This window comes from Rhizorhabdus dicambivorans, from assembly GCF_002355275.1.
Lineage (GTDB): Bacteria > Pseudomonadota > Alphaproteobacteria > Sphingomonadales > Sphingomonadaceae > Rhizorhabdus > Rhizorhabdus dicambivorans.
In genome coordinates, this window is sequence record NZ_CP023449.1 from 3,258,495 (window position 1) to 3,281,262 (window position 22,768).

The window sequence follows — 22,768 nt, forward strand, 5'->3', positions numbered from 1 at the left end:
CGAACGCCAACCTCCACGAAATTGGACAAAACTTCTCGGGTCTTGTGCTCAAGATCATTGTCAGCCGCCGCCTTGCCCGCCTATCATCCGGGCGTGGGGGCGATGGCAGTTGATGTCGGCTTTCCGGGTATCACCGACCCGGGCGCGGCCAGCCTCCTGCCAGCTGACGGGAGGCAGCGGCTGATGCGATCAACTTTTCGGCGAGCCAGTCCCCCAGCACTCGTCCGCCGTTCCGGGGTTCCTGCCCCGGCACCGATGACCAGCCGGGTTACGCGGTGAGCGATTTCAATTATCTGCTGCTGCTGCCGGCGGGCATCGCCGTTCTGCTGTTCATCCTGCTCGCCTTCATCCTGGCGCGCCGCGTGCGCGGCGAGGGGCTCGAAGCCCCCGATCCCCGGCCCCGACGCCATGTCCCCCCGCCGGTCGCACCAGTCGCGATCGCCCCCGTTCCGCCGCCCCAGGCGGAACGACCGCCTTATGGCGCCTGGCGGCTGATCGAGCGGATATTGGCGAATCCGGATTCGGCCGGCGGCCCGCTATATCGGCTCTGCTTCACGCCCGAAGGCGAAATCCCGGTGTGGCGGCCAGGCGCGGTTGCCCATGTCTATTGCGGGCCGGCAGCCGACGTGCTGGCCCCCGGCGGCACCGCCCATGCACCCGCCGGCGAATATATGATCGGATCGCTGCCGACCGAAGGGCTGCTCGACCTCGTCGTCCGGCTCGCGGTGGGACATGGCGTGGGCGAACAGCATCGCTCGCGCTGGCTCTGCCAGGGCATCGAGGTCGGCCAGCAGGTGGCCATCGCCCTGCGCGACGACCCCGCCTTCCTGCCGCCGCCCGATGAGGTTCCGCTGATCCTCATCGGCAATGCGATCGGCATCGCCGGGCTCGTCGCGCATATCAAGGCGCGGCCCCAGGGCACCCGCAACTGGCTGATCTTCGGCGATCGGAACAGCGCTGACGATCGCATGTTCGCCGCCGAAGTGACCGACTGGGTGTCTAGTGGCCATCTCGAACGCTGCGATCTCGTCTTCCCGCGCGAGGGCGAGGCACAGCGGCTGGTGGTCGACCAGATCAACGACTCCCAGGCCCCCCTGCTCGATTGGGCGCTGGCGGGCGCGGCGATCTATGTCTGCGGAAGCGAGCGGATGGGCAATGACGTCCACGCGGCGTTCAGCCGATTGCTAGGCCCGGAAGCGTTGACGGCGATGGCCGAGGCGGGCCTGTACCGGCGTTCGATATATTAAATTGAGGCTTCGCCCAGGATTTCCGCAAATTGGCTGGGCCGCAATTCGCGAACAAGCTGGCTGCGGTCGCACTGGCCGGGCGCCTTGTCGGGCCGCCAGCGGTGGAAGCGGGTGCCGTGGCGGAAGCGACCATCGGTGATCTGGTCGTAGATCACCTCGACAACCAGTTCGGGTCTCAGCGCTATCCAGGGCTTCTCCTCACCCCCGTTCCAGCGGCTCGGTCCACCGGGCTTGTCGCCGGTGAACCCGGGCCCGCCGCAATGCGGCCGCAGCATCGGGCCGAGCGCGCGCCGCTCGGCCGCCTTGAACGCCGAGGTGAAGCCGACATGGTCGAGCCGGCCTTCATGGTTATAGAGGCCGAGCAGCAGCGAGCCCACCTCGCCCTTCGCCGTTTCGCGATAGCCGCCCACGACACAATCGGCGGTGCGCAACTGCTTGACCTTGACCATCGCCCGCTCGCCGGCCCGATAGGGTTCGTCGAGGCGCTTGGCGACAACCCCGTCGAGCGCGCCACCGCTGCGGCGCAGCCAGGCGTGAGCCTGCTCGACGTCATCGGTGGCAGGGGACAGGATCAACATGTCCGATCCGGTGCGGCGATGGAAATCCTCCAGCAGCTTTCGCCGCCGGGACAGCGGCTGGTCCGTCCCGAACGGCCAGTCGAACAGCACATATTGGGCGGGGGCTTCCCGCACCAGCCTCGCGACACGGCTGGCCGCCGGGTGAAGCCGGGCCTGCAGCGCGCCGAAGGACAAATGATCGCCGATCGGGATGACCAACTCGCCGTCCAGCGCGAAGTCAGGTTCGTCCAGCGCTTCGAGCGTGGCAATGACATCGGGAAAATAGCGGGCAAGCGGCTTGCCCGATTTGGAGGTCAGCGAAACCGGCCCGCCATCCGCGCGTCGGGCGATGGCGCGGAAGCCGTCCCATTTGGGTTCATATTGCCAGCCGGGCCCGACCGGCAGATCCCCGGCTAGCCGCGCCTCCATCGGCGCGAGCACCGGGCCCGCGCCGCCGGGCGCACTCACTTCTTGCGGTCGCCGCGATCGCCCTGCCCCGGCTTGGCGCCGGTCTTGGCCTGGGTGCGGCGATCGGCGGCCAGCGACCGGCCGACATCATCCGATTCCTTGAAGCGGCCCCTCTCGTCGCGGCGCATATAGCGCTTGTCGGTACCGGTATCGATCAGTTCGCGCTTGGACATCGTCACTCTCCTTGGGAGAGCTTTAACGATCGAGAGATTCGCTGGTTTCCCGTCCCGTCGCGCGCCGGAATAGCCACACCCGGATCGCGCTGGCGAGATTGGGCAGGTCATCCGCCTCCACCCGCTCGGCATCGATCCGCGCGACCAGGGCGTTGAGGGGGACGCCCTCCTCCCCCGCCGCACGGACGAGCGCCTCCCAGAAGATCGGCTCGAGGGTGATCGAGGTGGCGTGCCCGGCGATGTTCACCGAACGCTTGACCGGGCCCGCCATGGCGACGCCTTCCCGCGTCAGTACATGTGCTGGCCGCCGTTGATCGACATGGTCGATCCGGTGATGAACCCGGCTTCGTCGGCGCAGAGATAGGCGACGCCGCGGGCGATCTCCTCGGCATGGCCGAGGCGCCCGACGGGGATCTTGGCGACGATCTTGGCCAGCACGTCCTGCGGCACCGCCGCGACCATGTCGGTATCGATATAGCCCGGCGCGATGGCGTTCACGGTGACGCCGGCCTTGGCGCCTTCCTGCGCCAGCGCCTTGGTGAAGCCGTGGATGCCCGACTTGGCGGCGGCATAGTTGACCTGGCCGTACTGGCCGGCCTGGCCGTTGATCGAGCCGATGTTGACGATCCGGCCCCAGCCACGGGCCCGCATGCCCGGGAAGGTCGCCTTGGCCATGTTGAAGCAGCCGCCCAGATTGGTGTCCATGACGTCCTTCCAATCCTGGTAGGTCATCTTGAGCAGGGTGCCGTCGCGGGTGATGCCGGCATTGTTGACGACGATGTCGACCGGGCCCAGTTCGGCCTCGACCTGCTCGACGCCCTGGTGGCAGGCGTCATAATCCGCCACATCCCATTTGTAGCTGCGGATGCCGGTCCGTTCGGTGAACTCGCGCGCGCGCTCGTCATTGCCGGCATAGTTGGCGGCGACGATCGCCCCGCCGTCCCTCAGCGCCAGGCTGATCGCCTCGCCAATGCCCCTGGTTCCGCCGGTAACGATCGCAACACGAGCCATATTTGCGTCTCCCCAAAGATTCGGCCTGATGCTAATGCTAGAGCCTGTTCGGGCCGAGCGGAAGCGCCCGTCATCAGGAAAATACGCCGAATCAGGCGCTATTCGCGGCAGAGCCAGCGCCTATCCAGCCCTGAAGTTGCTCAGCGATGACCGTGGCCAGCATTTCCACTCCCGCAGGGCTGTCGTTCAGGCAGGAAAGATAGGCGAACGCCTCTCCCCCGGCGCCAAGGAACTGGTCCCGTCCCTGCATCGCCAGTTCCTCCAGCGTCTCCAGGCAATCGACCGAGAAACCCGGCGCGATCACCGCGATCCGGCGCACGCCCTCGCGCGCCAGCCGCTCCAGCGTGGCATCGGTAGCGGGTTCGAGCCATTTGGCGCGGCCGAAGCGCGACTGGAAGCTGACCACCAGATCGCGGCCAAGCGCCTCGCCGAGCAGGCGCGCGGTCGTCTGGCACTGGTCGTGATAGGGATCGCCGAGGTCGCGGGTCCGTTGCGGCATGCCGTGGAAGCTGGCGACGATCGCATCGGGCGCGAAGTCGAGCGCATGAAGCTGATCGCGCACCGAGGCCGCGAGCGCGGCGATATAGGCGGGGTGATCATAATAGGGCGGCAGGGTCCGGATCGCGGGCTGCGCGCGCATCGCGCCGACCGCCGCGAACACCGCGTCATGCGCTGTCGCGGTGGTCGCGCCGCAATATTGGGGATAGAGCGCGGCGATCAGGATGCGGTCACAGCCCTGGGCCTGCAGCGCCGCCAGCCGCTCGGCGATGGCGGGGCGGCCGTAGCGCATCGCATGGTCGACGACGACATCCGCGCCGAAACGGCCGGTGAGCGCCGTCGCCTGGCGCCGGGTGATCGCGGCGAGCGGCGACCCTTCCGGGGTCCAGACCTCGGCATAGGCCCGCGCCGACTTGCGCGGCCGGATGTTGAGGATGATCCCGCGCAGGATCGGCTGCCAGAGCAGCGCCGGAATCTCGACCACGCGCCGATCCGACAGGAACTCGGCCAGATAGCGGCGTACCGCGCCGGGCGTCGGGGCGTCGGGCGTGCCGAGGTTGACCAGCAACAGGCCGATCCGGTTTCCGGAAGCGGGCGCGGTGGCCCGAGTGACATCGTTCATGCGTCGGAGAGCCTGAGAGGAAGGTGGCGCAACCGCTTGCCGGTAGCGGCGAAGACGGCGTTGGCGATGGCGGGGGCGACCGGCGGCACCGCGATCTCGCCCGCGCCGCCCGGTTCTTCTTTCGAGGGGATGATCTCGACCCTGATCTCGGGTGCGTCGGCCAGCATTGGCAGGCCGAGCCCGTCGAAATTCTGCGCGGCGACCCTACCCCGCGCGATCGAGACCGGCAGGCCGAAGGCGTTGGCGAGCCCCCAGCTTATCCCGCCCTCGATCTGCTGGCGGACGATATCGGGATGGATGACCCGGCCGATATCGACGACGGCGGTGACGCTGGGCACGGCGATGCGGTCGCCCTCGATCCGCGTCTCGGCCAGCACGGCGACATGGCTGCCGAAGCAGCTGTGCGCGGCGAGGCCCTGGCCGGTGCCGGGTTCCCCACCCTGCCAGGCGCCGATCGATGCCGCCATCTGCAGGCAACGCGCGAGCCGGGGCTGGCCGGCCAGCGCCTGCATCCGGAAGGAAAGCGGATCGAGCCCGGCAGCCTGGGCCAGTTCGTCGATGAAGCTTTCGGTGAAGAAGGCGGTGTAGCTGTTGCCGACCGAACGCCAGGGACCGGTCGGCACCCCGATCGCGGCGGCGGCATGCTCGACCGCGAGCGCGTCGATCGCATAGGGCGGCGTCGCCCCCTCCACCGCACCGCGCTCGGGCCCGTAGCCGTCCCGGGGCGGCTTGCCCATCATCCGGTCGAACGTCTCGGCGCCCATCGCCGGGGCGGCGATCCGGGTGGACCAGGCGGCGATCGATCCGCCGGGCCCGAGCTTCGCCTTCAGCCGCGCCACGGCCGGCGGGCGGAAGCGGCTGTGCTGGATATCCTCACGGCGCGGCCAGACAAGCTGGACCGGCTTCTTCGCCTTTTGCGCGATGAGCGCCGCCTCGACCGCGGCCTGTACCTCGCTCTTGCGGCCGAAACCGCCGCCGATCAGCGTCGGATAGATCGTCACCCGCGACGCATCGAGGCCGACCGCCGCGGCGACCGCATCGCGCGCGAAAGGCGCCGCCTGGGTCGGCACCCAGATCTCCACGCCGCCATCGCCGAAGCGCGCGGTGGCGGTCAGCGTCTCCAGCGGGGCATGCGGGATCATCGGCACCGAATAGCCGGCACTGATCACGCCCTGCCCGCCCAGCGCCGCATCGGCGTCGCCACGCTCGGCGAACCGTTCGACGCTATCGCCGTCCAGCGCGGCGACGAGCGCCTTGCGCACAGTGCCGTCATCGGGGCGCGGACCCGCCGCCTCCCATTCGATCGCCAGCGCCTGGAGCCCGCGATCGGCCGCCCACCAGTTGGTGCCGATCACCGCCACCCAGCCGTCATGGGTCACCACCGCCGCGACACCGGGGGTCGCCTCCGCGTCGCCAAGGGTCATCTTGGCCGGATGGCCGCCGCCATAGGGCGCATGCTCGATCGACGCATAGACCATGCCGGGCAGGCGTACGTCGGCCCCCATCAGGGCGCTGCCGTCGACCTTCGACGGCAGATCGAGGCGCGGAACCGGCCGGCCGATCAGGGTCCGCTCGGCGGGGCCCCGCAGCGGAATCGGATCGGGCGGTTCCAGCCCGGCCGCCGCCTCCGCCAGCTCGGCGAAGCGGATCCGGTCCCGGCCGCGCACGACGAAGCCCGCTTCGGTATCGCAGGCGTTCCAGTCAATCCCCCAGCGCTCGGCGGCGGCCATGCAGAGCAGCGCGCGCGCCGCCGCACCCGCCTCGATCATGCGTTGCTCGAACACCCGGATCGACGAGGAGCCGCCGGTGATGGTGAAGTCGAGGCGCATCGCCACCTCGCGCGCCGCCCATCGGCCGACACCGTGGAGCCATGCGGGAAGCCGCCGTTCGGCCTCCTCCTCGAACACCAGCGGATTGGCGTAGACCGGGTTGATCGGTGCCGGCTCGACCGCGACGGTGCGCCAGTCGGCGCCCAGCTCGTCGGCCAGTATCTGCGGCAGCGACGTGTAGACGCCCTGCCCCATTTCCGCCTGCGGTACCGCGACGACGATCCGCCCGTCGGTGCCGATCTTGAGATAGGCATTGAAGACATGCTCGCCTGGCTCCGCGACCAGGTTGGGCGCGTAGCGGCGCGGCCACACCGCCCAGCCGACCAGCAGCCCGGCCGCGGCCCCACCGCCGATCAGCAGCCGCCGCCGGGTGATGCCGCGCCCGGCCTTTTCCGGCCCCTTCTTTCGCTCGATCCGTCCGTGCATCGGCGCATGATAGGCGGCGGCGCGGGGCGATGCCAGCGGGTTGAAGGAAGACCCGAAGGCTATTCCCCGTCGCGCTCCAGCGTCTTGCCCATCGCGCGCTGCTGATCGCGCGCGCGGGAAGCCAGACGGGTGTCGTAGAGCGCGGTGAGGTAGCCGAGATCCCATTGCGTGACGCTGAGCGGCACGGGTTCGCCGGGGCTGGTGAACAGCGACAATATGGTCGGAAGCCGCTGCTTGTCGCCCGCCTGCGGGTCGGTGCTCGCAAGCGTGCGCATCGCCGCATAGTCGGCAAGCTGGACCAGCGAAGAATTGCCGATCAGCTTCTGCTCGATCAGCACGAAGGACGCCGAGAAATCGATCTCGATCGCGCTGGCGATGCGCGACGGCACCGCCTGCTGATTGACCATGTAATCGTAGATGTCCGAATCGACCCGGCCCATCGGCCGCCCGTCCCTGCCCTTCACCCGGATGATCTGCCACGCGGCGACCGGATCGGTCCCGGCCGCGAGCCTGTCGATCTGCGCCGGCTTCAGGCCGGCGAAGAAATCGGGACGGTCGACCCGCCAGCGCTGGATGGCGCTGCGCCGATCCTGCACGAACAGCACCACCACATTGGGCCGGCAATCCTCCTCCGCCACCGGGATGTGCGCCGCCGCCGCGACCCGGCGCATCCGCCGCGCCAGATCCTGGTTGTTCTTGTCGCTCAGGCCCAGGCTGCGCGGGCAGACCTTATCGGTGAAGCGGGCAAGCTGGCCGTTGCGCGAAGGCTCCGCCAGCGCCTCGACGAAGCGCTGCTCCTTTGTCTGCCTGTCCCGCTCACCCAGGACGACGATGGTGTCGTCGGGCGCCGCCTGGGCGAGAACGCCGCCATGCGCGCCCAGCAGGGCAACCGCTATCCAGGACCATGGCCGCATCCGATTCCCCTGCATGTCGATCCCCCACGCTATTATGCGCGGCGGAGGGTGTCACGCCGGTCCTGCACATCCTCCGGCTTGATCCCCGCGACCCGCTGGCGCATGAGCGCGGCCATGTCCCTGTTCTCCCGCCCCGAACAGCCAGCACCCCGCGCGCTGGCGCTTTCCAACTGGCTTTTCCTGATCGCCCTCCTGGTCTTCGCCATCGTCGTCGTCGGCGGGATCACGCGGCTGACCGAATCGGGCCTGTCGATCACCGAATGGAAGCCGGTGCGCGGGATCATCCCGCCTCTGAACGCGGCCGAGTGGCAGGCCGAGTTCGAGAATTACAAGCGCATCCCGCAATATGCGGCGTTCAACCTCCATATGGACCTGGAAGGGTTCAAGGCGATCTATTTCTGGGAATATCTCCATCGCCTGCTGGCGCGCGCCATCGGCGCGGTGCTGGCGGCGGTGATGCTGGTCGCCTGGTGGAAGCGGGCGATCCCCTGGGGCTATGGCCGCCGCATGATCGGCATCTTCCTGCTCGGCGGGCTGCAGGGCGCGATCGGCTGGTGGATGGTCTATTCGGGGCTCTCGGTTCGTACCGAGGTCAGCCATATCCGCCTCGCCGTCCACCTGATCGCCGCGCTGCTGATCTTCGCGGCCCTGGTGTGGACCGCGCTCGACCTGCGCCGCCTGGACCGGGACCCGACAGCGCGGCCCGCGTCGCTCACCCGCCTGGGGCTCGCGGCGCTGCTGATCCTGGCCATCCAGATCATGCTGGGCGCCTTCGTGGCCGGATTGCGCGCGGGCTATGCCTTTGCGAGCTGGCCCAGGATGGGCGACCAATGGTTCCCGTCGGGCGGCTGGAATCCGGCGCTCGGCATCGCCAACCTCTGGGACAACCCGATCGTCGTGCAGTTCATCCACCGCTGGTGGGCCTGGGTCGCGGCCTTCGCCGCCCTGGCGCTGGCCCGCGCGGCCCGGAACCATGGCGCCAAGGGGCCGGTGCAGGCGGTGGCGGCGCTGGTCGCCCTTCAGATCGGCCTTGGCATCGCCACGCTGATGACCGGCGTCCAGATCGATATCGCCGTCGCGCACCAGGCCGCCGCGGTGCTGCTGCTCGCCGCCGTGCTGTGGGCCGGGCATGCCGTTGGCCAGAAGAAGGTATTATAATACCGCACAAGAATAAGCCCATTTTGCTTGACTTATTCGGGGCTCCCGCGCATTAGCCCGCCCGTCAACGCCGCTCTTCACGGGGCGGCGTCGTTCATTTTGGAACGATACGAAACAAGAAGGTCCTGGCCCATGAAGGCGCTCATGAAGACCACCAAGGTGGCTACGCCGCACACGGTGGAAAAGAAATGGCATATCGTCGATGCGGAGGGCCTGATCGTCGGCCGCGCCGCCTCGATCATCGCCAATGTCCTGCGCGGCAAGCACAAGCCGAGCTACACGCCGTTCATCGATTGCGGTGACAATGTCATCGTCATCAACGCGGACAAGGTGCGCTTCACCGGCAAGAAGCTGAAGGACAAGGTCTATTACCGCCACACCGGCTATGCCGGCGGTATCAAGGGCATCACCGCGGGCAAGGTTCTCGAGAGCCGCTTCCCCGAGCGCGTGCTCGAGAAGGCGATCGAGCGCATGATCCCGCGCGGTCCGCTTGGCCGCCAGCAGATGCGCAACCTGCGCATCTTCAAGGGCTCGGAGCATCCGCACGCTGCCCAGAACCCCGAAGTGCTCGACATCGCGTCGATGAACCGCAAGAACAAGGTGGGCGCATAATGTCCGACAATCGTCAGTCGCTTTCCGACCTGGCCTCGCTGACCGGCGCGGCCCCCGCCCCGGCCCCCACCGTCGCCGCCGCTTCGGCCGACGTTTCGACGGACGAGGCGCCCGCCGCCGCTCCCGTCGTCCCGGCCCAGCCGACCACCCCGCTCCGCGCGCAGGAGATCGACGCGCAGGGCCGTGCCTATGCCACCGGCCGCCGCAAGGACGCGGTCGCCCGCGTCTGGCTGAAGCCCGGCACCGGCAAGATCACCGTCAACGGCCGTGACCAGGAAGTCTATTTCGCGCGTCCGACGCTGCGCCTCGTCATCAACCAGGCGTTCGGCGTTTCCGAGCGCGAGGGCCAGTATGACGTCATCTGCACCGTCAAGGGCGGTGGCCTTTCGGGTCAGGCCGGCGCGGTCAAGCATGGCATCAGCCAGGCGCTGACCAAGTACGAGCCGATCCTGCGCGCGCCGATCAAGGCCGCTGGCTTCCTGACCCGCGACAGCCGCGCGGTCGAGCGCAAGAAGTACGGCAAGGCCAAGGCCCGCCGCAGCTTCCAGTTCTCGAAGCGCTAAGCGATCGGGCTTTTCGGCACTGCCGGAGATTGGATACGGGCCGCCAGAAATGGCGGCCCGTTTTCTTTTGAGCCGCCTTCCTGCGACTTTGGTCGAAGAAACCGGCAAAGTTACAATTGGTGATTAGGCCCGGAGGCGAAACAGGGTTAGCGCTCTCTTCACCAAGTGGAGTTTGCGTCATGTTCAAGCTTGTTCTCGCCATCGCACTCGCAGCCGGCAGCGCCGCCGCGGCGCAGGCGATCCCGGTCGCCAAGGATCGCCCCTCGCAGCCCGAGCAGGTCCTTACGGCGAAGGCCCCCCGCCAGATCGCGGGACCGGTGAAGATCCGCGTCCGCCAGCATGGCACCGCCACGCTCGGCCTGACGAACGCGCCGGCCCAGAACGCCCAGCTCGCCTATCGCCAGCCCGCGACCCTGTCGCCGCTCGATTGATCGTACCGGCCCGCGCGCCCTATCGATCATGATCGATAGGGGCGATCAGAGTGACGACATATAGTCATTTCTTCACTGACCCTCGGTCGTCTATCGATCTGCCCATGGAACAGCCAATGATCCGCAGCCTTGTCGCCGCCGTGGCGATCATAACGAGCACCACCGCCCTGGCCCAGGCTATGCAGGGTGCTCGCGGTGGCGACGTCCGGCCGGGTCTTCCAATGCAGAACGCCGCGCCACAGCAGGTGGCCGGCCCGGTCCACGTCCGTTTCCGCAAGCCCAGCGACGTGTCGCTGGCTGGACGGACGATGCCGGAAGGCGTGCAGCGCGAACTGGCCCTGCACCGCTACGCCGATCGCAGATAACCCCGCCAATCCTCTCCCCCGGGGGTGTTACCCCATGCCCCCCGCCAAGGCCCGGCATGCCCCTCGTGCCGGGCCTTCTTGCGTGGATCGGCGGGTAACGGCTGGAAAAGCCAGGCCCCTGCGTCGGAAATCGCGGGAGCCGGTCAGCCCTTCGGCTTGGTGTAGGGCACGAACTTGCCGAGCCCCAGCGAACCGCTCTGGATGTGCGAGCCCGAGTCCAGCAGCCGGACGATATCGATGCTGCACAGGTTGGGGCTGTGCGTATCGGTGACCAGGATGTCGTCGCGGTCGAGGAAATTGGCGCCCGACGCCGGGCGGTTGAGATACCAGGTGCTGCCCAGCTTGTAGAGGATCGCGGTCCGCTCGAAGATCTGGGTGGACTGGATCTGGCGGAGCGGGATGCAATCGACCGGCTTGCCGGCGACCCGGCCGTTCAGTTCCTTGGCGATCCGGGCTTCGGGGGCAAGACGCGCGGCCTGGACCGGCAGGGCCGCGGTCATCAACATAGCGCCAATAAGGCACAGCGTAGCGCGCATGGGATGTCCTCCATTACTGCGGTCAATATGCGGTTCAGCAACTGAACCTTCAATGAGCAAGACGGAGCAACGGGACTATTTCCTTGCTGCCGGATGAACGCCGGAACCGGGTCGTTTCTCGCCCGTTGCCGATGCGATATTTGAAGGAGTACTGCCATGAATAAACTGTTCGTGCTTGGCAGCGCCGCCCTGCTTTCCATGGGCGTCGCGGCGCCTGCCTCCGCCCAGAGCGCCTCGCACATCCTGCGCGGCGCCGGCATCGGTGCCGCCGGCGGCGTGGTCGCCGGCGCGGTGATCCCCGGCCTGTCGGTCGGCGAAGGCGCGTTGATCGGCGGTGCCGGCGGCGCGCTCTACAACACGCTGATCAACAAGGGACACCGGACCTATCGCAGCCGCAGCTATTATGCGCCGCGCTACAGCAGCAGCCGCCGTGCCACCACCAGCAGCGCGCCGGCCTATCGCAGCTATTCGCGCCAGCGCTGAGCGGAGGCCGTGGAATGAGGAGCCGACCAGCGCGGGCGATGCTGTTGCTCGCGCTGGTTGCGCTCCCCACCGCTGCCGGCGCGAAGCGGCCGCTGCCACCCACCGGCGAACTGCTGCTCGACATGGCGGAGCCGGTGATCGAGACGAAGATCGGCGACGTGAAGCTGCGCCTCCGCGTCGCGCTCGACCAGAAACGCCTGATCGAACTCAATCCCGATGCCGTCGAACGGCTGAAGGCCGACCCACCCAGTCGCCGCTTCCGCTTTGAGAACGGCCTGGATGCCTATGTCGGCCGCGAGCCGCTGCCCAGCATCGAGGCGACTGCCCCGATCAAGCTGAATGGCCGCAAGATGCTGGTGACGCTTTCATCGCATGGCCGGCCCTGTTGCGCGGGCGTCGACGGGGAAATCGGGATCGGACTGCTCCCCTACGCAACGATACGCTTCGTCCGCGCCGGCCAGGCCCCGGCCGACCGGAGCGCGGATTTCCTGATCGACGACAATGATGTCCATGGTCCGCAGGCCAGTGTTCCCGTCGGGCGCCGGTCCATCAATATCCTCTTCTCCCTGGAACGGCCGGAGAGCTTTGCCTCAAGCTCGGCCGGCGCGATCCTGGCGCGCGAATATGGCGGCAAGCTTACCGATGGCGGGCGGATGGTCGCGGCCTTCGGGATCGAGCGGCCCATCTCCATGCTCCGCTTCCGCCAGCCCGCGCCCGTCGCCGGCTTCGTGTACAAGAACCTGCCCGTCCGCACCGCCGATTTCGCGGGGCGCGAGGAATTCCCGAGCGATCCGGACGATCCCGATGACATCGTCGTCAAGCGCAGGGTGAAGCAGCAGGACGCCTGGCCGGTGGTGATGATCGGCCGCGACCGCACCGACCGGTGCAGCGAGGCGCTCTACGACACGATCGCGAAACGGCTGACGCTGCGCTGTTCGGGGATACTCGACTGATGCGCGCGCCGATCCGCGCCGCATTGCTGCTCTGCCTGTTCGCCGGTTCGGCGATGCCGGGGCAGGCGCAGCGCGACGGGCTGAACCAGCGCGTGTTCGACAAGGCGTGGAGCCTTGTCGCGCGGCGCTATTGGGATCCGGCGATGGGCGGCAACGACTGGAATGCCATCCGCGACCGATATTATCCGCAGGCAATCGCGGCCCGGGACGAAAAGCATCTCTACGCGGTGATCAACCGCATGCTCGACCAGCTCGACGACAGCCATGTCTACGCCACCAGCCCCAGCGAGCTGCGCTGGTCGAAGGAGCCGCCCGAGGAACGCGACATGCCGCCGGCGCGCAGCGCGGCGCGGCTCGACGGCGGGCTGCTGCTGCTCCGCTTCAATCAGTTCGATCCGGGCGATGACCGCTGGATCAGGGACGAGATACGTTCGATGCCCGGCCTGCGCGGCGTGATCCTGGACCTGCGCGACAATGGCGGCGGACGCGACGACGTGCTGGACCGGATCGCCGGTCTGTTCAGCCCCCGCAAGGCGCTGCTGATCCGCCTGAACGGCCGCCGCGACATCGAGGAGACCACGCGCGGCGCGGGACCGGATGCCTATCAGGGCCCGCTGGCGGTGATCGTCGGCCCCGACACGGCCAGCGCCGCCGAGATACTGGCCTTCTATCTCGCCGAAAGCCGTCGTGCCTATACGGTGGGCGAGCGCAGCGCGGGATCGGTGACGGGTGGGGTGGATCATGACCTGCCCGGCGGCGGGCGGCTGACCGTCGCCGAATATGACATCCGCACCGCCAGCGGGACGAGGCTGGAAGGCAATGGCTTCACCCCGAGATATCGCGTGCCGACGGCGCGCAAGCCGACCGACCAGGCCCTCGCCAAGGCGGCGAGCCTGCTGCGCGGAGCGGGCTGAGGCACCCCCGCCCGGCGTCATGCGACGGCGGGAATTGGCAAAAGCGCTGCGACAGCGATAGTCTGCCCCAAAGGGGAGAGACGCATGCCGGACATGGGCGACACCGCGAAGCACCACAAGGCGACCCGCAACGAGAAGCTGGTGATCGGCGCCTCGTCGCTCGGCACCATCTTCGAATGGTATGATTTCTACCTCTACGGCCTGCTCGCGACCACCATCTCGGCGCAGTTCTTCTCGGGCGTCAACGAGACCACCGGCTTCATCCTGGCGCTCGCCGCCTTCGCCGCGGGCTTCGCGGTGCGGCCGTTCGGCGCGGTGGTGTTCGGCCGGATCGGCGATCTGGTCGGGCGCAAATACACCTTCCTCGTCACCATGGGGATCATGGGTCTCTCGACCTTCGCGGTCGGCCTGCTGCCCTCCTATGCCAGCATCGGCGTCGCCGCGCCGATCCTGCTCGTCTGCCTGCGGCTGCTTCAGGGCCTTGCCCTCGGCGGCCAATATGGCGGCGCCGCCACCTATATCTCCGAACATGCGCCCGACGGGAAACGCGGCCTTTATACCAGCTGGCTCCAGACGACCGCGACGCTGGGCCTGTTCGCTTCGCTGATCATCGTCATCGGCATCCGCACCGCGCTGGGCGAGGATGCCTTCGCCGCCTGGGGCTGGCGCCTGCCCTTCCTGGCCTCCGCGCTGCTGCTGGTCGTGTCGCTCTGGATCCGGATGCAGCTGAACGAAAGCCCGGTGTTCCAGAAGATGAAGGCCGAGGGCAAGACATCGAAGGCGCCGCTGACCGAGGCCTTCGGCCGCTGGGACAACCTCAAATGGGTGCTGGTCGCGCTGTTCGGCGCGGTCGCCGGCCAGGCGGTGGTCTGGTATGCGGGGCAGTTCTACGCGCTGTTCTTCCTGGAAAAGACGCTCAAGGTCGATGGCGCCACCACCAACATCCTGATCGCGATCGCGCTGGGCATCGCCACGCCGGGCTTCATCTTCTTCGGCTGGCTGTCCGACCGGATCGGGCGCAAGCCGATCATCCTGGCCGGCTGCGCGATCGCCGCGCTCGCCTATTTCCCGCTGTTCCAGGCGCTGACCGCCGCCGCGAACCCGGCGCTGGCGCGCGCGCAGGCGACCGCACCGGTGACGGTGATCGCCGACCAGGACCATTGCTCGGTCCAGTTCGATCCGGTCGGCAGGAACGGCTTCGACCGGCGCAGCTGCGACATCGCCAAGGCCTATCTGGCCAAGGCCGGGGTAAGCTATGCCAATCAGCCGGCGCCGCCGGGGGCCGCCGCGCAGGTGCGGGTGGGCGACGAGATCGTCACCGCGCCCCAGCCGGGCGGCATGGGCGATGCGCAACGCAAGGCCGCGATCGCGATCTTCCAGGACGAGCTGGGCGCCGTGCTGGCCGATGCCGGCTATCCCGCAAGGGCCGATCCGGAAGCGATCGACAAGCCGCTGGTGGTCGCGATCCTGACCGCGCTCGCGCTGCTGGTGACGATGGTCTACGGGCCGATCGCGGCGCTGCTGGTCGAACTGTTCCCCAGCCGGATCCGCTATACCTCGATGTCGGTGCCCTATCATGTCGGCAATGGCTGGTTCGGCGGCTTCCTGCCGACCACCGCCTTCGCGATCGTCGCCGCGACCGGCAACATCTACAATGGGCTGTGGTATCCGATCGTCATTGCCGGCGCGACCGCGATCTTCGGCTTATTTTTCCTGCCCGAAACCTATCGGCGTAATATTGATCGGTGAAGGATGGCAAAGGGGGTGGCGGCGGTGCGGGCTCCCGTTCGGCCCTCTCGCGCACGAGCTGGGCGGGCGACTTCATACTGCGGAAACCGCGCCGGCGGCGGCGCCGGCGTTTCTGCACCAGCGGCTCCCTGCGCATCCACATCTCGACCGCCGCGACGACGATGATCGTCAGGATCGTCAGCGCGATCCACCCCCACGGAATGTCCCGTTCCATTCAAACCCCCAGGCGCGGGGGTATCGCAGCTTGCCGCCGCTTGCCACTGGATTTGGATCAGGCCGCCCCGGAACCGGCCGGGACAGCGGCGGCTCAGCGCGACACGATCGGATGCGAGACCCGCACCTCGTCCAGCAGCCGCTCGACCAGCCCGGTTTCACGCGCCGATCCCGATGGCGCGACCGACCAGTTGCAGTGCGGGTGGGTCTCGACGCTGTGGATCCGGACCGGCCCGATCACCAGCCGCCAGCGCCGCCGCTCGCCGCCATGGGCGCGGACCAGCCGGGAAAGCAGCAGATCGATCAGCTGATGCGCGTTCATCGGCGCCTGTCATTATCGGAAACAGGCTGCGGTGGTGACCCCAACGGGACTCGAACCCGTGTTTTCGCCGTGAAAGGGCGACGTCCTAGACCGCTAGACGATGGGGCCGTGCAGCGCTGTGGCGGGCCGATTAGGGCAGGTGGCGGGCACGGTCAAGGCAATGTCGCGGATATTTTGGCATTGCCCCGCCCCACCACCCTGTTCATCCGGAAACCGAGCCCACCGGCTCGCGCGCATCCGTCCAGTCCTGCCGGGCCAGCCAGTCGCGCATCGGCGTCATGCGGATGCCCAGGCGGGCCTGCATCGCCTCCATCGGCACCAGGAAGGGATTGGTCGCGTTCTTGAACAGATAATGCTGCTCCATGTCCGCGACATAGGTTTCCGCGCCGGGGCCCAGCACATCCCTGAACAGGCCGTAGAGCCGTTCGCCGAACTGGCGCGCGGTGATGCGTTCATAGCGAATCGGGCGCCCGAGCCGTTCCGACAGCAGCGCGCAGACCTGGGGCGGCGTTAGCGTCTCGGGGCCGCCGACGTCGATCGTCTGGCCCGCGAAGCTCTCGTCGGCGATCGTCGCGATCATCACCCGGGCGACATCGTCGAGGCAGATCCAGCTCACCTCGAGGTCCTCGCGGTGCGGATAGCGCAGCACGCCGTCCGCCAGCAGATCGGGCTTCACCCATTTGGTCAGCAGATTGTCCATGAACAGCGACGGGCGGACCACGGTGAGCGGCACCCCGCTTTCCCGCAAAGCGCTGACGCGGCGAAACAGCTCGTCCATGGTCGGGACGCCGGTGATCTCCTCCGGGTGCCAGGAGGTGGTGTTGTAGATCAGCCGACGGACGCCCGCCTCCTTCGCCGCCCGCCCCAGCGCGCCGGCCTGCTCCGGGCTCTTGGCACGATCGGTGAAGCTCGGCGAGGTGAACAGCACATAGTCGGAGCCCGCACAGGCCGAAACCAGCGAGGCGGGATCGTCCAGATCGGCCCAGACCCGCTCGCAGCCCTCGAAGCCCGGATGGTCGCGGCGGCTGACCGCCCGCACCCGATAGCCCGCCTGCCGGAGCGCGCCGAGCTGCGCCATGCCGGGCCGCGCGCTCGCGCTGAAAACCGTTACCAGTTCCGCCATATCCACTCTCCTTTTGCGGAGAGGCTGGCGGCCCGGCGGCGGCGCGTCACCTGCGCTTAGGGATAGAGCGGACAACCAGACCTTGATCGGTTTAGGCTGATCAGCCTAAATCGTGAATCAAGGTCTAAACCATTGATAGAGCCTGATTCACGCTTTCGGCGGAAGCGCGAAGCGCTTCCACCTCAACCGATCAGGCTCTGGGCCTCAATCGGCCCAGGCGGCATCCTCGACATGCAGTTCGGCGGCCGGGCGGCTGCCCCAGTCGTCGACCTTCGGGCGTCCGGCGATCCACAGCGTGCGATCGGGCCCCGCCCCCAGCAGCGCCTGGCCCAGCGCATTGTCGGCGGCGCGGAAGGCGATCGTCTTGATCGAGCGGCCATCGCGGCCCGATACGATGGTGCGGACATGCCCCTGCCCCACCACATCGGCCTTGATCACCCGCACCGCGCCCGCCGCGATGCGCGGCGCCGGCCAGCCCGCGCCATAGGGGCCGCCCGCTTCGAGCGCCTCGACCAGGCTGGGCGTCACCCCGCCGGGCGCCACCACCGCATCGAGCAGCAGCGCGCGATCATCACGCGCCTTCGCCACATCGGCGGCGAGCCGCTCGTCCAGGAAGTCGGCAAGCGCATCGACGCCGCCCGGCCCCACCGTCACCCCCGCCGCCATCGCATGCCCGCCGCCCGCGACCAGCAGGCCCATATCCTTGGCGGCAAGCACCGCCGCGCCGAGGTCGACCCCGCCGATCGAGCGGCCCGATCCCTTGCCGATCCCGTCGCCGTCCAGCGCGATCACGATCGCGGGCCGGCCGAGCTTCTCCTTCAGCCGCCCGGCGACGATGCCGATCACGCCGGGATGCCAGCCCGCCGCCGCGACCAGCGCGACGGCGCGGTTCGACTGGCGCTCGGCAAGCTGCTCGGCCTCCTCCTGCACCGCCTTCTCGATGGACCGGCGCTCCTCGTTGAGGCGATCCAGTTCGGCGGCGATCTCGCGCGCCTCCTCGCGATCCTCGGTGGTCAGCAGGCGCACGCCGAGATCGGACTTGCCGACCCGCCCCCCGGCATTGATGCGCGGCCCCAGCGCGAAGCCCAGATCAGTGCAGGTCGGCGCCCGCTCCAGCCGGGACGCCTCGATCAGCGCGGCGAGGCCGATATTGCGGCGGCCGGCCATCACCTTGATCCCCTGCGCGACGAAGGCACGGTTGAGCCCGCGCAGCGAGGCGACGTCGGCGACAGTGCCGAGCGCGACGATGTCGAGCAGGTCGATCAGCTTCGGTTCCGGCCGGCCCGCGAACCAGCCCCGCGCCCGCAGCACGCGCAGCAGCGCCGCGCCCAGCAGGAAGGCCACCCCCACCGCCGCCAGATGGCCGTGCGCGGCCCCCTCCTCCTCGTCGAGCCGGTTGGGATTGACCAGCGCGAAGGCGCGCGGCAGCTCGACCGTGCATTTGTGGTGATCGACCACCACCACGTCGATTCCCGCCTCGCTGGCGAGCGCGAGCGCCTCGAACGCCTGGGCCCCGCAATCGACGGTGACGATCAGCCTTGTGCCGCCCTCGCCGATCCGCAGCAGCGCCTCGCCCGAGGGGCCATAGCCCTCCATCAGCCGGTCGGGGATATAGGCGCCCGGGTCCAGCCCGAGCTGGCGCAGCAGCCGCACCAGCAGCGCGGCCGAGGTGGCGCCGTCGACGTCATAATCGCCGAATATCGTCACCGGCTCGCCATTCTCGACCGCATCGGCCAGCCGCTCGGCGGCACGGTCCATGTCGCGGAAGATCGACGGGTCGGGCATGAAGCCCCGGATCGTCGGCGTGCGGTGCGCCTCGATCCCGTCGCGCGGACAGCCGCGCGCGAGCAGCAGCTGGGCGATCAGATCATCCGGCTCGAACCCCGCGTCGATCCCGTCCACCGACCCGCCCCGCCAGTGCCAGGGCTGGCCGAGGATCGAACGGGCGACGTTGAGGACGGGGGAGCGCATGGAAGGTGCTTAGGACGCCGAGCGCCAGCCTGCAACGTCGCCCCGGCGGAGGCCGGGGCCGTAAGAGGCAAGGTGGCGAATAGCCTCTCGCGGCTCCGGCCTCCGCCGGAGCGACGATCGATCCTCAGTTCTCGTGGTGCTCGCCCCGCACCCAACGCACGGTGCCATTGGCTCGGCGCCACCTGATCGGACCTTCTCCCGCTTGTCGGCTCCTGCCGCACGCCATATCACAGCGGCGATGAACGATACGGGGGCAGTAGCGGCATTCGTCGCGCATTGGCGCGATACCGGCGGATCGGAGCTTGCGAACACGCAAAGCTTCATCAACGGCCTGTGCGATCTGCTGGGCGTCGAAAAGCCGCATGGGCTTGTTTTCGACGATCTTCCTCATCCGCTCATCAAGGGCGCCTCTCGTCGTCTGGCTCGCGTGCGGCTTCCTTGACCTGCCGAGTTGACTCGGTTCGGAATCTTTTGTTGCTTCGCTCATTATGGCCTCGAAACCACCTGACTATAATTATGTAGCGTACATCGATGAGTCCGGCGACCCCGGGCTTACCAAAGTGAAGCCTCGCACTCCCGGCGGATCAAGTGAATGGCTGGTGATATCGGCGGCAGTGATCCCTGCAGAGTGCGAGCCCGAAGTCCAAACATGGGTGGCCGAAATGATGAAGGCCATGAACAGCCATCAACTACGCGACCTTCATTTTCAGAAACTCCGTCCCGACAAGAAATCACTCCTCTGTTCCTATTTGGCGCAAAGAAGGGTGAAGTTGTTTACCCTCATCTCGAACAAGCAGAACATGGAAGGTTATCACAATCCACGAGCCGCAAAGGTGCCATCCAACAACTGGTTCTACTGCTGGTTGACGCGAGTGCTGCTTGAGCGAGTGACGGGTTTTGTGCTCGCGGCTTCCATCAAGCGCTACAACGAGCCGAGGCTGCTGAAGCTCGAATATAGCGAGCGCGGCGGCCTATCGTACAGTCAGATGCATGCCTATTACGAATGGCTCAAAATCAAAGGCGCTGGCGGTGCGGTGCCCCAATTCCTGCCTTGGGGCGATTTGGCGTGGCCAGTGCTGCATCAAGACCTCATGTATGTGTACAACCACAAGGAACGCGACGGTTTAAAGCTGCCCGACATTGCGGCGAGCGCCTTCTTCAAGGCCGTTGACGTCCACGACACCGGGGCTTGTGACGCATCATTTGCCAAACTTCTCGCCCCCGCAATCGCGCGCTCGCCCGACAGCAATATGGCCTGCGGTTATGGCGTGAAGCTCATGCCGAACTGGAAAACGCTGGATCGATTTGCCGTCCCCGAGGAACAGCGAGCGATCCTGCGCTTCTATGGATATCCTGGCAAACAATGGTGGCAAAAGGTGGTGGACCCCGGCCCCGTCTAATCTGCCGCCTTTTAGCCCGGCCTCAATGCCGAGCGTGCTGCACAGACGCCAGAGGGCTATGACTACCTCCGCCCGAGCAATCCGGCGGCCCACCATCCATAATGTCTCATAGAGCTTTCTTTAAGTCAAGAATCGTCCCGTGATTCCATAAACTTAAGGCTAAGCTGTTGATCGAATCCGCTTTTCCAGCGTGCCGCTTGGGAGTCGGGAATACCATAGTGATCCACGGCGCGCTGGCCCCGGCCACTATTGCCGCGCTGGGTGACATGATGCCCGACATGCGGGAGAACAATGCAAGCGAGGCGGGCTGTGAAGCTATCCTCGCGAGCGGCCGATTTGCATCGATTGGAAGTTGGGTTCCCAAAGCTCGGTTATGAGGCGCGGGTGGTCACGAAAGGGCACTACGCCGCCTGACACCAGTCCCCAGCGCCATTTTGTTCTGTTTTTGTTCTTGTCTTTTCCTAACTCATCTGCTAGGCATGACCTCTTTCCGCGCGGTACCCGATACCCGGCAGCGCTGGCTCGCCCGGCGAGGGGTCCGCGCGTCAGGAGGTGCCGATGGACGACAGTAGCGGGGCCGCCCCCGTCGCCAATGACGACGGCGACGACTGGCCCGATGACCACCTCGCGATGATGCAGAAGATGCTGGCCGAACAGTCGGCCTCGCTCCACCTGATGTTCTACGATCTGCGCGACTTCTCTGCCGAGACCTTCCGGGAATCGCCGCGGGCGGCCGAGGGCTTCATCCGTCTCGCGCTGCGGGCGCAGGCCAATTGCCGCTCCTCGCTCGATGCGATGGCGCGCGCCGATCGGGCGGCGCGGGACCGCGAGGCGGCGGCAAAATGAAAAATCCGACGAACAACCCCATGCACCCGGCCGGGCGCCCCTCCGGATGCCCCGCCGACGCTGCGTGCGGACAGCCCGCCATTCTGGCCGGGGCGCCGCGCTGCGGGGCGCGCACCCGATCGGGTTCGCCCTGCCGCTCGCCCGCGATCCACGGCCGCGCGCGCTGCCGGATGCATGGCGGCAAGGGCAGCGGTGCGCCGCGCGGCAATCGCAATGCCTGGCGCTACGGCACGCGCTCGGCGCAGATGCGCGATATGGCGCGCTATATCCGGGATGCCGGCCGCTTCGCCAGGCGCTGCCGCCTCGCGCTGCGCCTCGAACGCCTGTCGCGCCGCGCCGCCCTGCCGTGGGGCGGGCATGTGCCCGGCCCCGTCTGCGCGGCGGGTACGGCGTCAGTTCTTGTGGTGCTCGCCCCGCACCCAGCGGACGGTGCCGCTGGAGGCCCGCATCACCACGCTCTCGGTGGTCATGCAGCCATTGGCGCGGCGCTTGACGCCCTGGAGCAGCGAGCCGTCGGTGACGCCGGTCGCCGCGAAGATCGCGTCGCCCTTCACCAGGTCATCGAGCTTGTAGATCCGGTCGAGCTCGGTGACGCCCCATTTGCGGGCGCGGGCCTTCTCGTCGTCGTTGCGGAACAGCAGCCGGCCCTGGAACTGGCCGCCGACGCACTTGAGCGCGGCCGCCGCCAGCACGCCCTCGGGCGCGCCGCCCGAACCCATATAGACGTCGATCGTCGTCTCCGGGTTGGTCACCGCGATCACGCCGGCGACGTCGCCGTCCGGGATCAGCATGATGCCGCAGCCCAGCGAGCGCAGCTCGGCGATCAGCTTCTCATGGCGGGGGCGATCGAGCACGCAGGCGATGATCTCGTTGGGCTTGACGCCCTTCGCCTTGGCGAGCGCCTGGATATTCTCGGTCGGGGTGCGATCGAGGCCGACCAGCCCGTCCGCATAGCCCGGGCCGATCGCCAGCTTGTCCATATAGACGTCGGGCGCGTTGAGCAGGCCGCCCTCTTCCGCGATCGCCAGCACGGCCAGCGCGTTCGGGCCCGCCTTGGCGGTGATGGTGGTGCCTTCGAGCGGATCGAGCGCGATGTCGATCTTCGGGCCGGTGCCGATGCCGCAGCCGACCTTCTCGCCGATGTAGAGCATCGGCGCCTCGTCGCGCTCGCCCTCGCCGATCACCACGGTGCCGTCGAAATCGAGCGTGTTGAACGCGGCGCGCATCGCTTCGACCGCCGCATGATCGGCGGCCTTCTCGTTGCCGCGGCCGACCATCGTCGAGGCGGCGATCGCGGCGGCCTCGGTGACGCGGACCATTTCGAGGACGAGGACGCGATCAAGCGCCTTGCTGGGCTTCACCATCAATCTTTGCCTTTTCGGTT

General features: G+C 67.8%; 25 protein-coding genes, 1 tRNA gene and 1 pseudogene. 14 read left to right on the forward strand and 13 right to left on the reverse strand.

Translation table 11 applies throughout. The features are described 5' to 3' along the window. Positions 1-275: 275 nt before the first annotated feature. Complete coding sequence (locus tag CMV14_RS15395; RefSeq protein ID WP_066969413.1) at positions 276-1,247, forward strand: ferredoxin reductase domain-containing protein; 972 nt, start codon at positions 276-278, stop codon at positions 1,245-1,247. On the opposite strand, the gene CMV14_RS15400 is transcribed toward CMV14_RS15395, so the two are convergent. The 7 genes from CMV14_RS15400 to CMV14_RS15430 all read right to left on the reverse strand — a co-directional run bounded on the left by CMV14_RS15400 (position 1,244) and on the right by CMV14_RS15430 (position 7,760). Next, positions 1,244-2,272, reverse strand: coding sequence for an ATP-dependent DNA ligase (locus CMV14_RS15400; protein ID WP_238147054.1), 1,029 nt, complete (start codon positions 2,270-2,272; stop codon positions 1,244-1,246). The two genes, CMV14_RS15395 and CMV14_RS15400, sit on opposite strands and share 4 nt — an antisense overlap. Then, complete coding sequence (locus CMV14_RS26820; RefSeq protein ID WP_096367757.1) at positions 2,269-2,445, reverse strand: hypothetical protein; 177 nt, start codon at positions 2,443-2,445, stop codon at positions 2,269-2,271. Before CMV14_RS26820 ends, CMV14_RS15400 begins: the two co-directional genes overlap by 4 nt. A 22-nt stretch (positions 2,446-2,467) precedes the next feature. After that, complete coding sequence (locus tag CMV14_RS15410) at positions 2,468-2,716, reverse strand: ribbon-helix-helix domain-containing protein (RefSeq protein WP_066969415.1); 249 nt, start codon at positions 2,714-2,716, stop codon at positions 2,468-2,470. Positions 2,717-2,733: 17 nt separating this feature from the next. Continuing rightward, on the reverse strand, positions 2,734-3,456 hold the full coding sequence (phbB, locus tag CMV14_RS15415; RefSeq protein WP_066969417.1) for an acetoacetyl-CoA reductase: 723 nt from the start codon (positions 3,454-3,456) through the stop codon (positions 2,734-2,736). A 91-nt stretch (positions 3,457-3,547) separates the two neighbouring features. Beyond that, entirely contained in the window at positions 3,548-4,576 is a 1,029-nt protein-coding gene (hemH, locus tag CMV14_RS15420; RefSeq protein ID WP_066969419.1) for a ferrochelatase, read from the reverse strand. Further along, a complete protein-coding gene (locus CMV14_RS15425) occupies positions 4,573-6,831 on the reverse strand; it encodes a xanthine dehydrogenase family protein molybdopterin-binding subunit (RefSeq protein WP_083216130.1) in 2,259 nt (752 codons plus the stop codon). Before CMV14_RS15425 ends, hemH begins: the two co-directional genes overlap by 4 nt. Positions 6,832-6,890: 59 nt before the next feature. Then, positions 6,891-7,760, reverse strand: coding sequence for a hypothetical protein (locus tag CMV14_RS15430; RefSeq protein WP_238147055.1), 870 nt, complete (start codon positions 7,758-7,760; stop codon positions 6,891-6,893). Positions 7,761-7,847: 87 nt separating this feature from the next. On the opposite strand from CMV14_RS15430, the gene CMV14_RS15435 reads away from it, so the two are divergent. The 5 genes from CMV14_RS15435 (at position 7,848) to CMV14_RS15455 (ending at position 10,874) form a co-directional block, all read left to right on the forward strand. Further along, positions 7,848-8,903 carry a COX15/CtaA family protein gene (locus CMV14_RS15435; protein ID WP_408014332.1) on the forward strand — a complete coding sequence of 352 codons (1,056 nt, stop codon included), beginning with the start codon at positions 7,848-7,850 and terminating at the stop codon, positions 8,901-8,903. 132 nt (positions 8,904-9,035) lie between these two features. Then, the gene (rplM, locus tag CMV14_RS15440) at positions 9,036-9,515 is read left to right on the forward strand and encodes a 50S ribosomal protein L13 (protein WP_083216132.1); all 480 of its coding nucleotides are present in this window, start codon (positions 9,036-9,038) and stop codon (positions 9,513-9,515) included. Then, complete coding sequence (gene rpsI / locus CMV14_RS15445) at positions 9,515-10,078, forward strand: 30S ribosomal protein S9 (protein ID WP_083216133.1); 564 nt, start codon at positions 9,515-9,517, stop codon at positions 10,076-10,078. The genes rplM and rpsI overlap by 1 nt, the downstream gene beginning before the upstream one ends. A gap of 179 nt (positions 10,079-10,257) precedes the next feature. Beyond that, positions 10,258-10,509 (forward strand): hypothetical protein, encoded by a 252-nt coding sequence (locus CMV14_RS15450; RefSeq protein WP_066969425.1) that lies wholly within the window; start codon positions 10,258-10,260, stop codon positions 10,507-10,509. A gap of 116 nt (positions 10,510-10,625) precedes the next feature. Next, complete coding sequence (locus tag CMV14_RS15455; RefSeq protein ID WP_139114796.1) at positions 10,626-10,874, forward strand: hypothetical protein; 249 nt, start codon at positions 10,626-10,628, stop codon at positions 10,872-10,874. A 143-nt stretch (positions 10,875-11,017) separates the two neighbouring features. Here the strand turns inward: CMV14_RS15455 and CMV14_RS15460 are convergent, their stop codons facing one another. Beyond that, a complete protein-coding gene (locus tag CMV14_RS15460) occupies positions 11,018-11,374 on the reverse strand; it encodes a hypothetical protein (RefSeq protein ID WP_238147056.1) in 357 nt (118 codons plus the stop codon). 192 nt (positions 11,375-11,566) lie between these two features. On the opposite strand from CMV14_RS15460, the gene CMV14_RS15465 reads away from it, so the two are divergent. From CMV14_RS15465 to CMV14_RS15480, 4 genes are all read left to right on the forward strand, one after another. Next, positions 11,567-11,893, forward strand: coding sequence for a hypothetical protein (locus tag CMV14_RS15465; protein ID WP_066969430.1), 327 nt, complete (start codon positions 11,567-11,569; stop codon positions 11,891-11,893). A gap of 14 nt (positions 11,894-11,907) precedes the next feature. Continuing rightward, a complete protein-coding gene (locus tag CMV14_RS15470; protein WP_139114797.1) occupies positions 11,908-12,846 on the forward strand; it encodes a hypothetical protein in 939 nt (312 codons plus the stop codon). After that, the gene (locus CMV14_RS15475; RefSeq protein ID WP_066969434.1) at positions 12,846-13,760 is read left to right on the forward strand and encodes a S41 family peptidase; all 915 of its coding nucleotides are present in this window, start codon (positions 12,846-12,848) and stop codon (positions 13,758-13,760) included. Before CMV14_RS15470 ends, CMV14_RS15475 begins: the two co-directional genes overlap by 1 nt. A gap of 84 nt (positions 13,761-13,844) precedes the next feature. Next, entirely contained in the window at positions 13,845-15,509 is a 1,665-nt protein-coding gene (locus CMV14_RS15480) for an MFS transporter (protein ID WP_096367758.1), read from the forward strand. A gap of 307 nt (positions 15,510-15,816) precedes the next feature. On the opposite strand, the gene CMV14_RS15485 is transcribed toward CMV14_RS15480, so the two are convergent. The 4 genes from CMV14_RS15485 to recJ form a co-directional block, all read right to left on the reverse strand. Beyond that, positions 15,817-16,044 carry a hypothetical protein gene (locus tag CMV14_RS15485; protein ID WP_066969438.1) on the reverse strand — a complete coding sequence of 76 codons (228 nt, stop codon included), beginning with the start codon at positions 16,042-16,044 and terminating at the stop codon, positions 15,817-15,819. A 32-nt stretch (positions 16,045-16,076) separates the two neighbouring features. Then, positions 16,077-16,152, reverse strand: a tRNA-Glu gene (locus CMV14_RS15490). A gap of 94 nt (positions 16,153-16,246) precedes the next feature. Continuing rightward, on the reverse strand, positions 16,247-17,167 hold the full coding sequence (locus CMV14_RS15495) for an SDR family oxidoreductase (protein WP_066969440.1): 921 nt from the start codon (positions 17,165-17,167) through the stop codon (positions 16,247-16,249). Positions 17,168-17,371: 204 nt separating this feature from the next. Further along, positions 17,372-19,138: a single-stranded-DNA-specific exonuclease RecJ gene (recJ, locus tag CMV14_RS15500; protein ID WP_066969442.1), complete on the reverse strand. Its 1,767-nt coding sequence runs from the start codon at positions 19,136-19,138 to the stop codon at positions 17,372-17,374. A 238-nt stretch (positions 19,139-19,376) separates the two neighbouring features. On the opposite strand from recJ, the gene CMV14_RS15505 reads away from it, so the two are divergent. The 4 genes and pseudogenes from CMV14_RS15505 to CMV14_RS27595 all read left to right on the forward strand — a co-directional run. Further along, complete coding sequence (locus CMV14_RS15505) at positions 19,377-19,580, forward strand: hypothetical protein (protein ID WP_066969444.1); 204 nt, start codon at positions 19,377-19,379, stop codon at positions 19,578-19,580. A 46-nt stretch (positions 19,581-19,626) separates the two neighbouring features. Continuing rightward, positions 19,627-20,538, forward strand: a complete 912-nt coding sequence (locus CMV14_RS15510; protein ID WP_066969446.1) for a DUF3800 domain-containing protein — start codon at positions 19,627-19,629, stop codon at positions 20,536-20,538. A 558-nt stretch (positions 20,539-21,096) separates the two neighbouring features. Next, a complete protein-coding gene (locus tag CMV14_RS15515; protein ID WP_096367759.1) occupies positions 21,097-21,384 on the forward strand; it encodes a hypothetical protein in 288 nt (95 codons plus the stop codon). 20 nt (positions 21,385-21,404) lie between these two features. Beyond that, positions 21,405-21,536: pseudogene (locus CMV14_RS27595) on the forward strand (hypothetical protein); the annotation flags it as partial. Between the two features lie 240 nt (positions 21,537-21,776). Here the strand turns inward: CMV14_RS27595 and glpX are convergent. Beyond that, positions 21,777-22,748 (reverse strand): class II fructose-bisphosphatase, encoded by a 972-nt coding sequence (gene glpX / locus CMV14_RS15520; RefSeq protein ID WP_066969448.1) that lies wholly within the window; start codon positions 22,746-22,748, stop codon positions 21,777-21,779. Positions 22,749-22,768: the final 20 nt, after the last annotated feature.

Excerpts from the sequence above, each read along its gene's own strand:
- CMV14_RS15475 (WP_066969434.1), top strand. The coding sequence starts at position 12,846 with ATGCGCGCGCCGATCCGCGCCGCATTGCTGCTCTGCCTGTTCGCCGGT.
- CMV14_RS15515 (WP_096367759.1), top strand. The coding sequence starts at position 21,097 with ATGGACGACAGTAGCGGGGCCGCCCCCGTCGCCAATGACGACGGCGAC.
- CMV14_RS15455 (WP_139114796.1), top strand. The coding sequence starts at position 10,626 with ATGATCCGCAGCCTTGTCGCCGCCGTGGCGATCATAACGAGCACCACC.
- CMV14_RS15410 (WP_066969415.1), bottom strand. The coding sequence starts at position 2,716 with ATGGCGGGCCCGGTCAAGCGTTCGGTGAACATCGCCGGGCACGCCACC.
- CMV14_RS15470 (WP_139114797.1), top strand. The coding sequence starts at position 11,908 with ATGAGGAGCCGACCAGCGCGGGCGATGCTGTTGCTCGCGCTGGTTGCG.
- hemH (WP_066969419.1), bottom strand. The coding sequence starts at position 4,576 with ATGAACGATGTCACTCGGGCCACCGCGCCCGCTTCCGGAAACCGGATC.
- recJ (WP_066969442.1), bottom strand. The coding sequence starts at position 19,138 with ATGCGCTCCCCCGTCCTCAACGTCGCCCGTTCGATCCTCGGCCAGCCC.
- rplM (WP_083216132.1), top strand. The coding sequence starts at position 9,036 with ATGAAGGCGCTCATGAAGACCACCAAGGTGGCTACGCCGCACACGGTG.
- rpsI (WP_083216133.1), top strand. The coding sequence starts at position 9,515 with ATGTCCGACAATCGTCAGTCGCTTTCCGACCTGGCCTCGCTGACCGGC.
- CMV14_RS15435 (WP_408014332.1), top strand. The coding sequence starts at position 7,848 with ATGAGCGCGGCCATGTCCCTGTTCTCCCGCCCCGAACAGCCAGCACCC.
- CMV14_RS15465 (WP_066969430.1), top strand. The coding sequence starts at position 11,567 with ATGAATAAACTGTTCGTGCTTGGCAGCGCCGCCCTGCTTTCCATGGGC.
- CMV14_RS15450 (WP_066969425.1), top strand. The coding sequence starts at position 10,258 with ATGTTCAAGCTTGTTCTCGCCATCGCACTCGCAGCCGGCAGCGCCGCC.
- CMV14_RS15495 (WP_066969440.1), bottom strand. The coding sequence starts at position 17,167 with ATGGCGGAACTGGTAACGGTTTTCAGCGCGAGCGCGCGGCCCGGCATG.
- CMV14_RS15430 (WP_238147055.1), bottom strand. The coding sequence starts at position 7,760 with ATGCAGGGGAATCGGATGCGGCCATGGTCCTGGATAGCGGTTGCCCTG.
- CMV14_RS15485 (WP_066969438.1), bottom strand. The coding sequence starts at position 16,044 with ATGAACGCGCATCAGCTGATCGATCTGCTGCTTTCCCGGCTGGTCCGC.
- CMV14_RS15480 (WP_096367758.1), top strand. The coding sequence starts at position 13,845 with ATGCCGGACATGGGCGACACCGCGAAGCACCACAAGGCGACCCGCAAC.
- phbB (WP_066969417.1), bottom strand. The coding sequence starts at position 3,456 with ATGGCTCGTGTTGCGATCGTTACCGGCGGAACCAGGGGCATTGGCGAG.
- CMV14_RS15425 (WP_083216130.1), bottom strand. The coding sequence starts at position 6,831 with ATGCACGGACGGATCGAGCGAAAGAAGGGGCCGGAAAAGGCCGGGCGC.
- CMV14_RS26820 (WP_096367757.1), bottom strand. The coding sequence starts at position 2,445 with ATGTCCAAGCGCGAACTGATCGATACCGGTACCGACAAGCGCTATATG.
- glpX (WP_066969448.1), bottom strand. The coding sequence starts at position 22,748 with ATGGTGAAGCCCAGCAAGGCGCTTGATCGCGTCCTCGTCCTCGAAATG.
- CMV14_RS15505 (WP_066969444.1), top strand. The coding sequence starts at position 19,377 with ATGAACGATACGGGGGCAGTAGCGGCATTCGTCGCGCATTGGCGCGAT.
- CMV14_RS15460 (WP_238147056.1), bottom strand. The coding sequence starts at position 11,374 with ATGACCGCGGCCCTGCCGGTCCAGGCCGCGCGTCTTGCCCCCGAAGCC.
- CMV14_RS15510 (WP_066969446.1), top strand. The coding sequence starts at position 19,627 with ATGGCCTCGAAACCACCTGACTATAATTATGTAGCGTACATCGATGAG.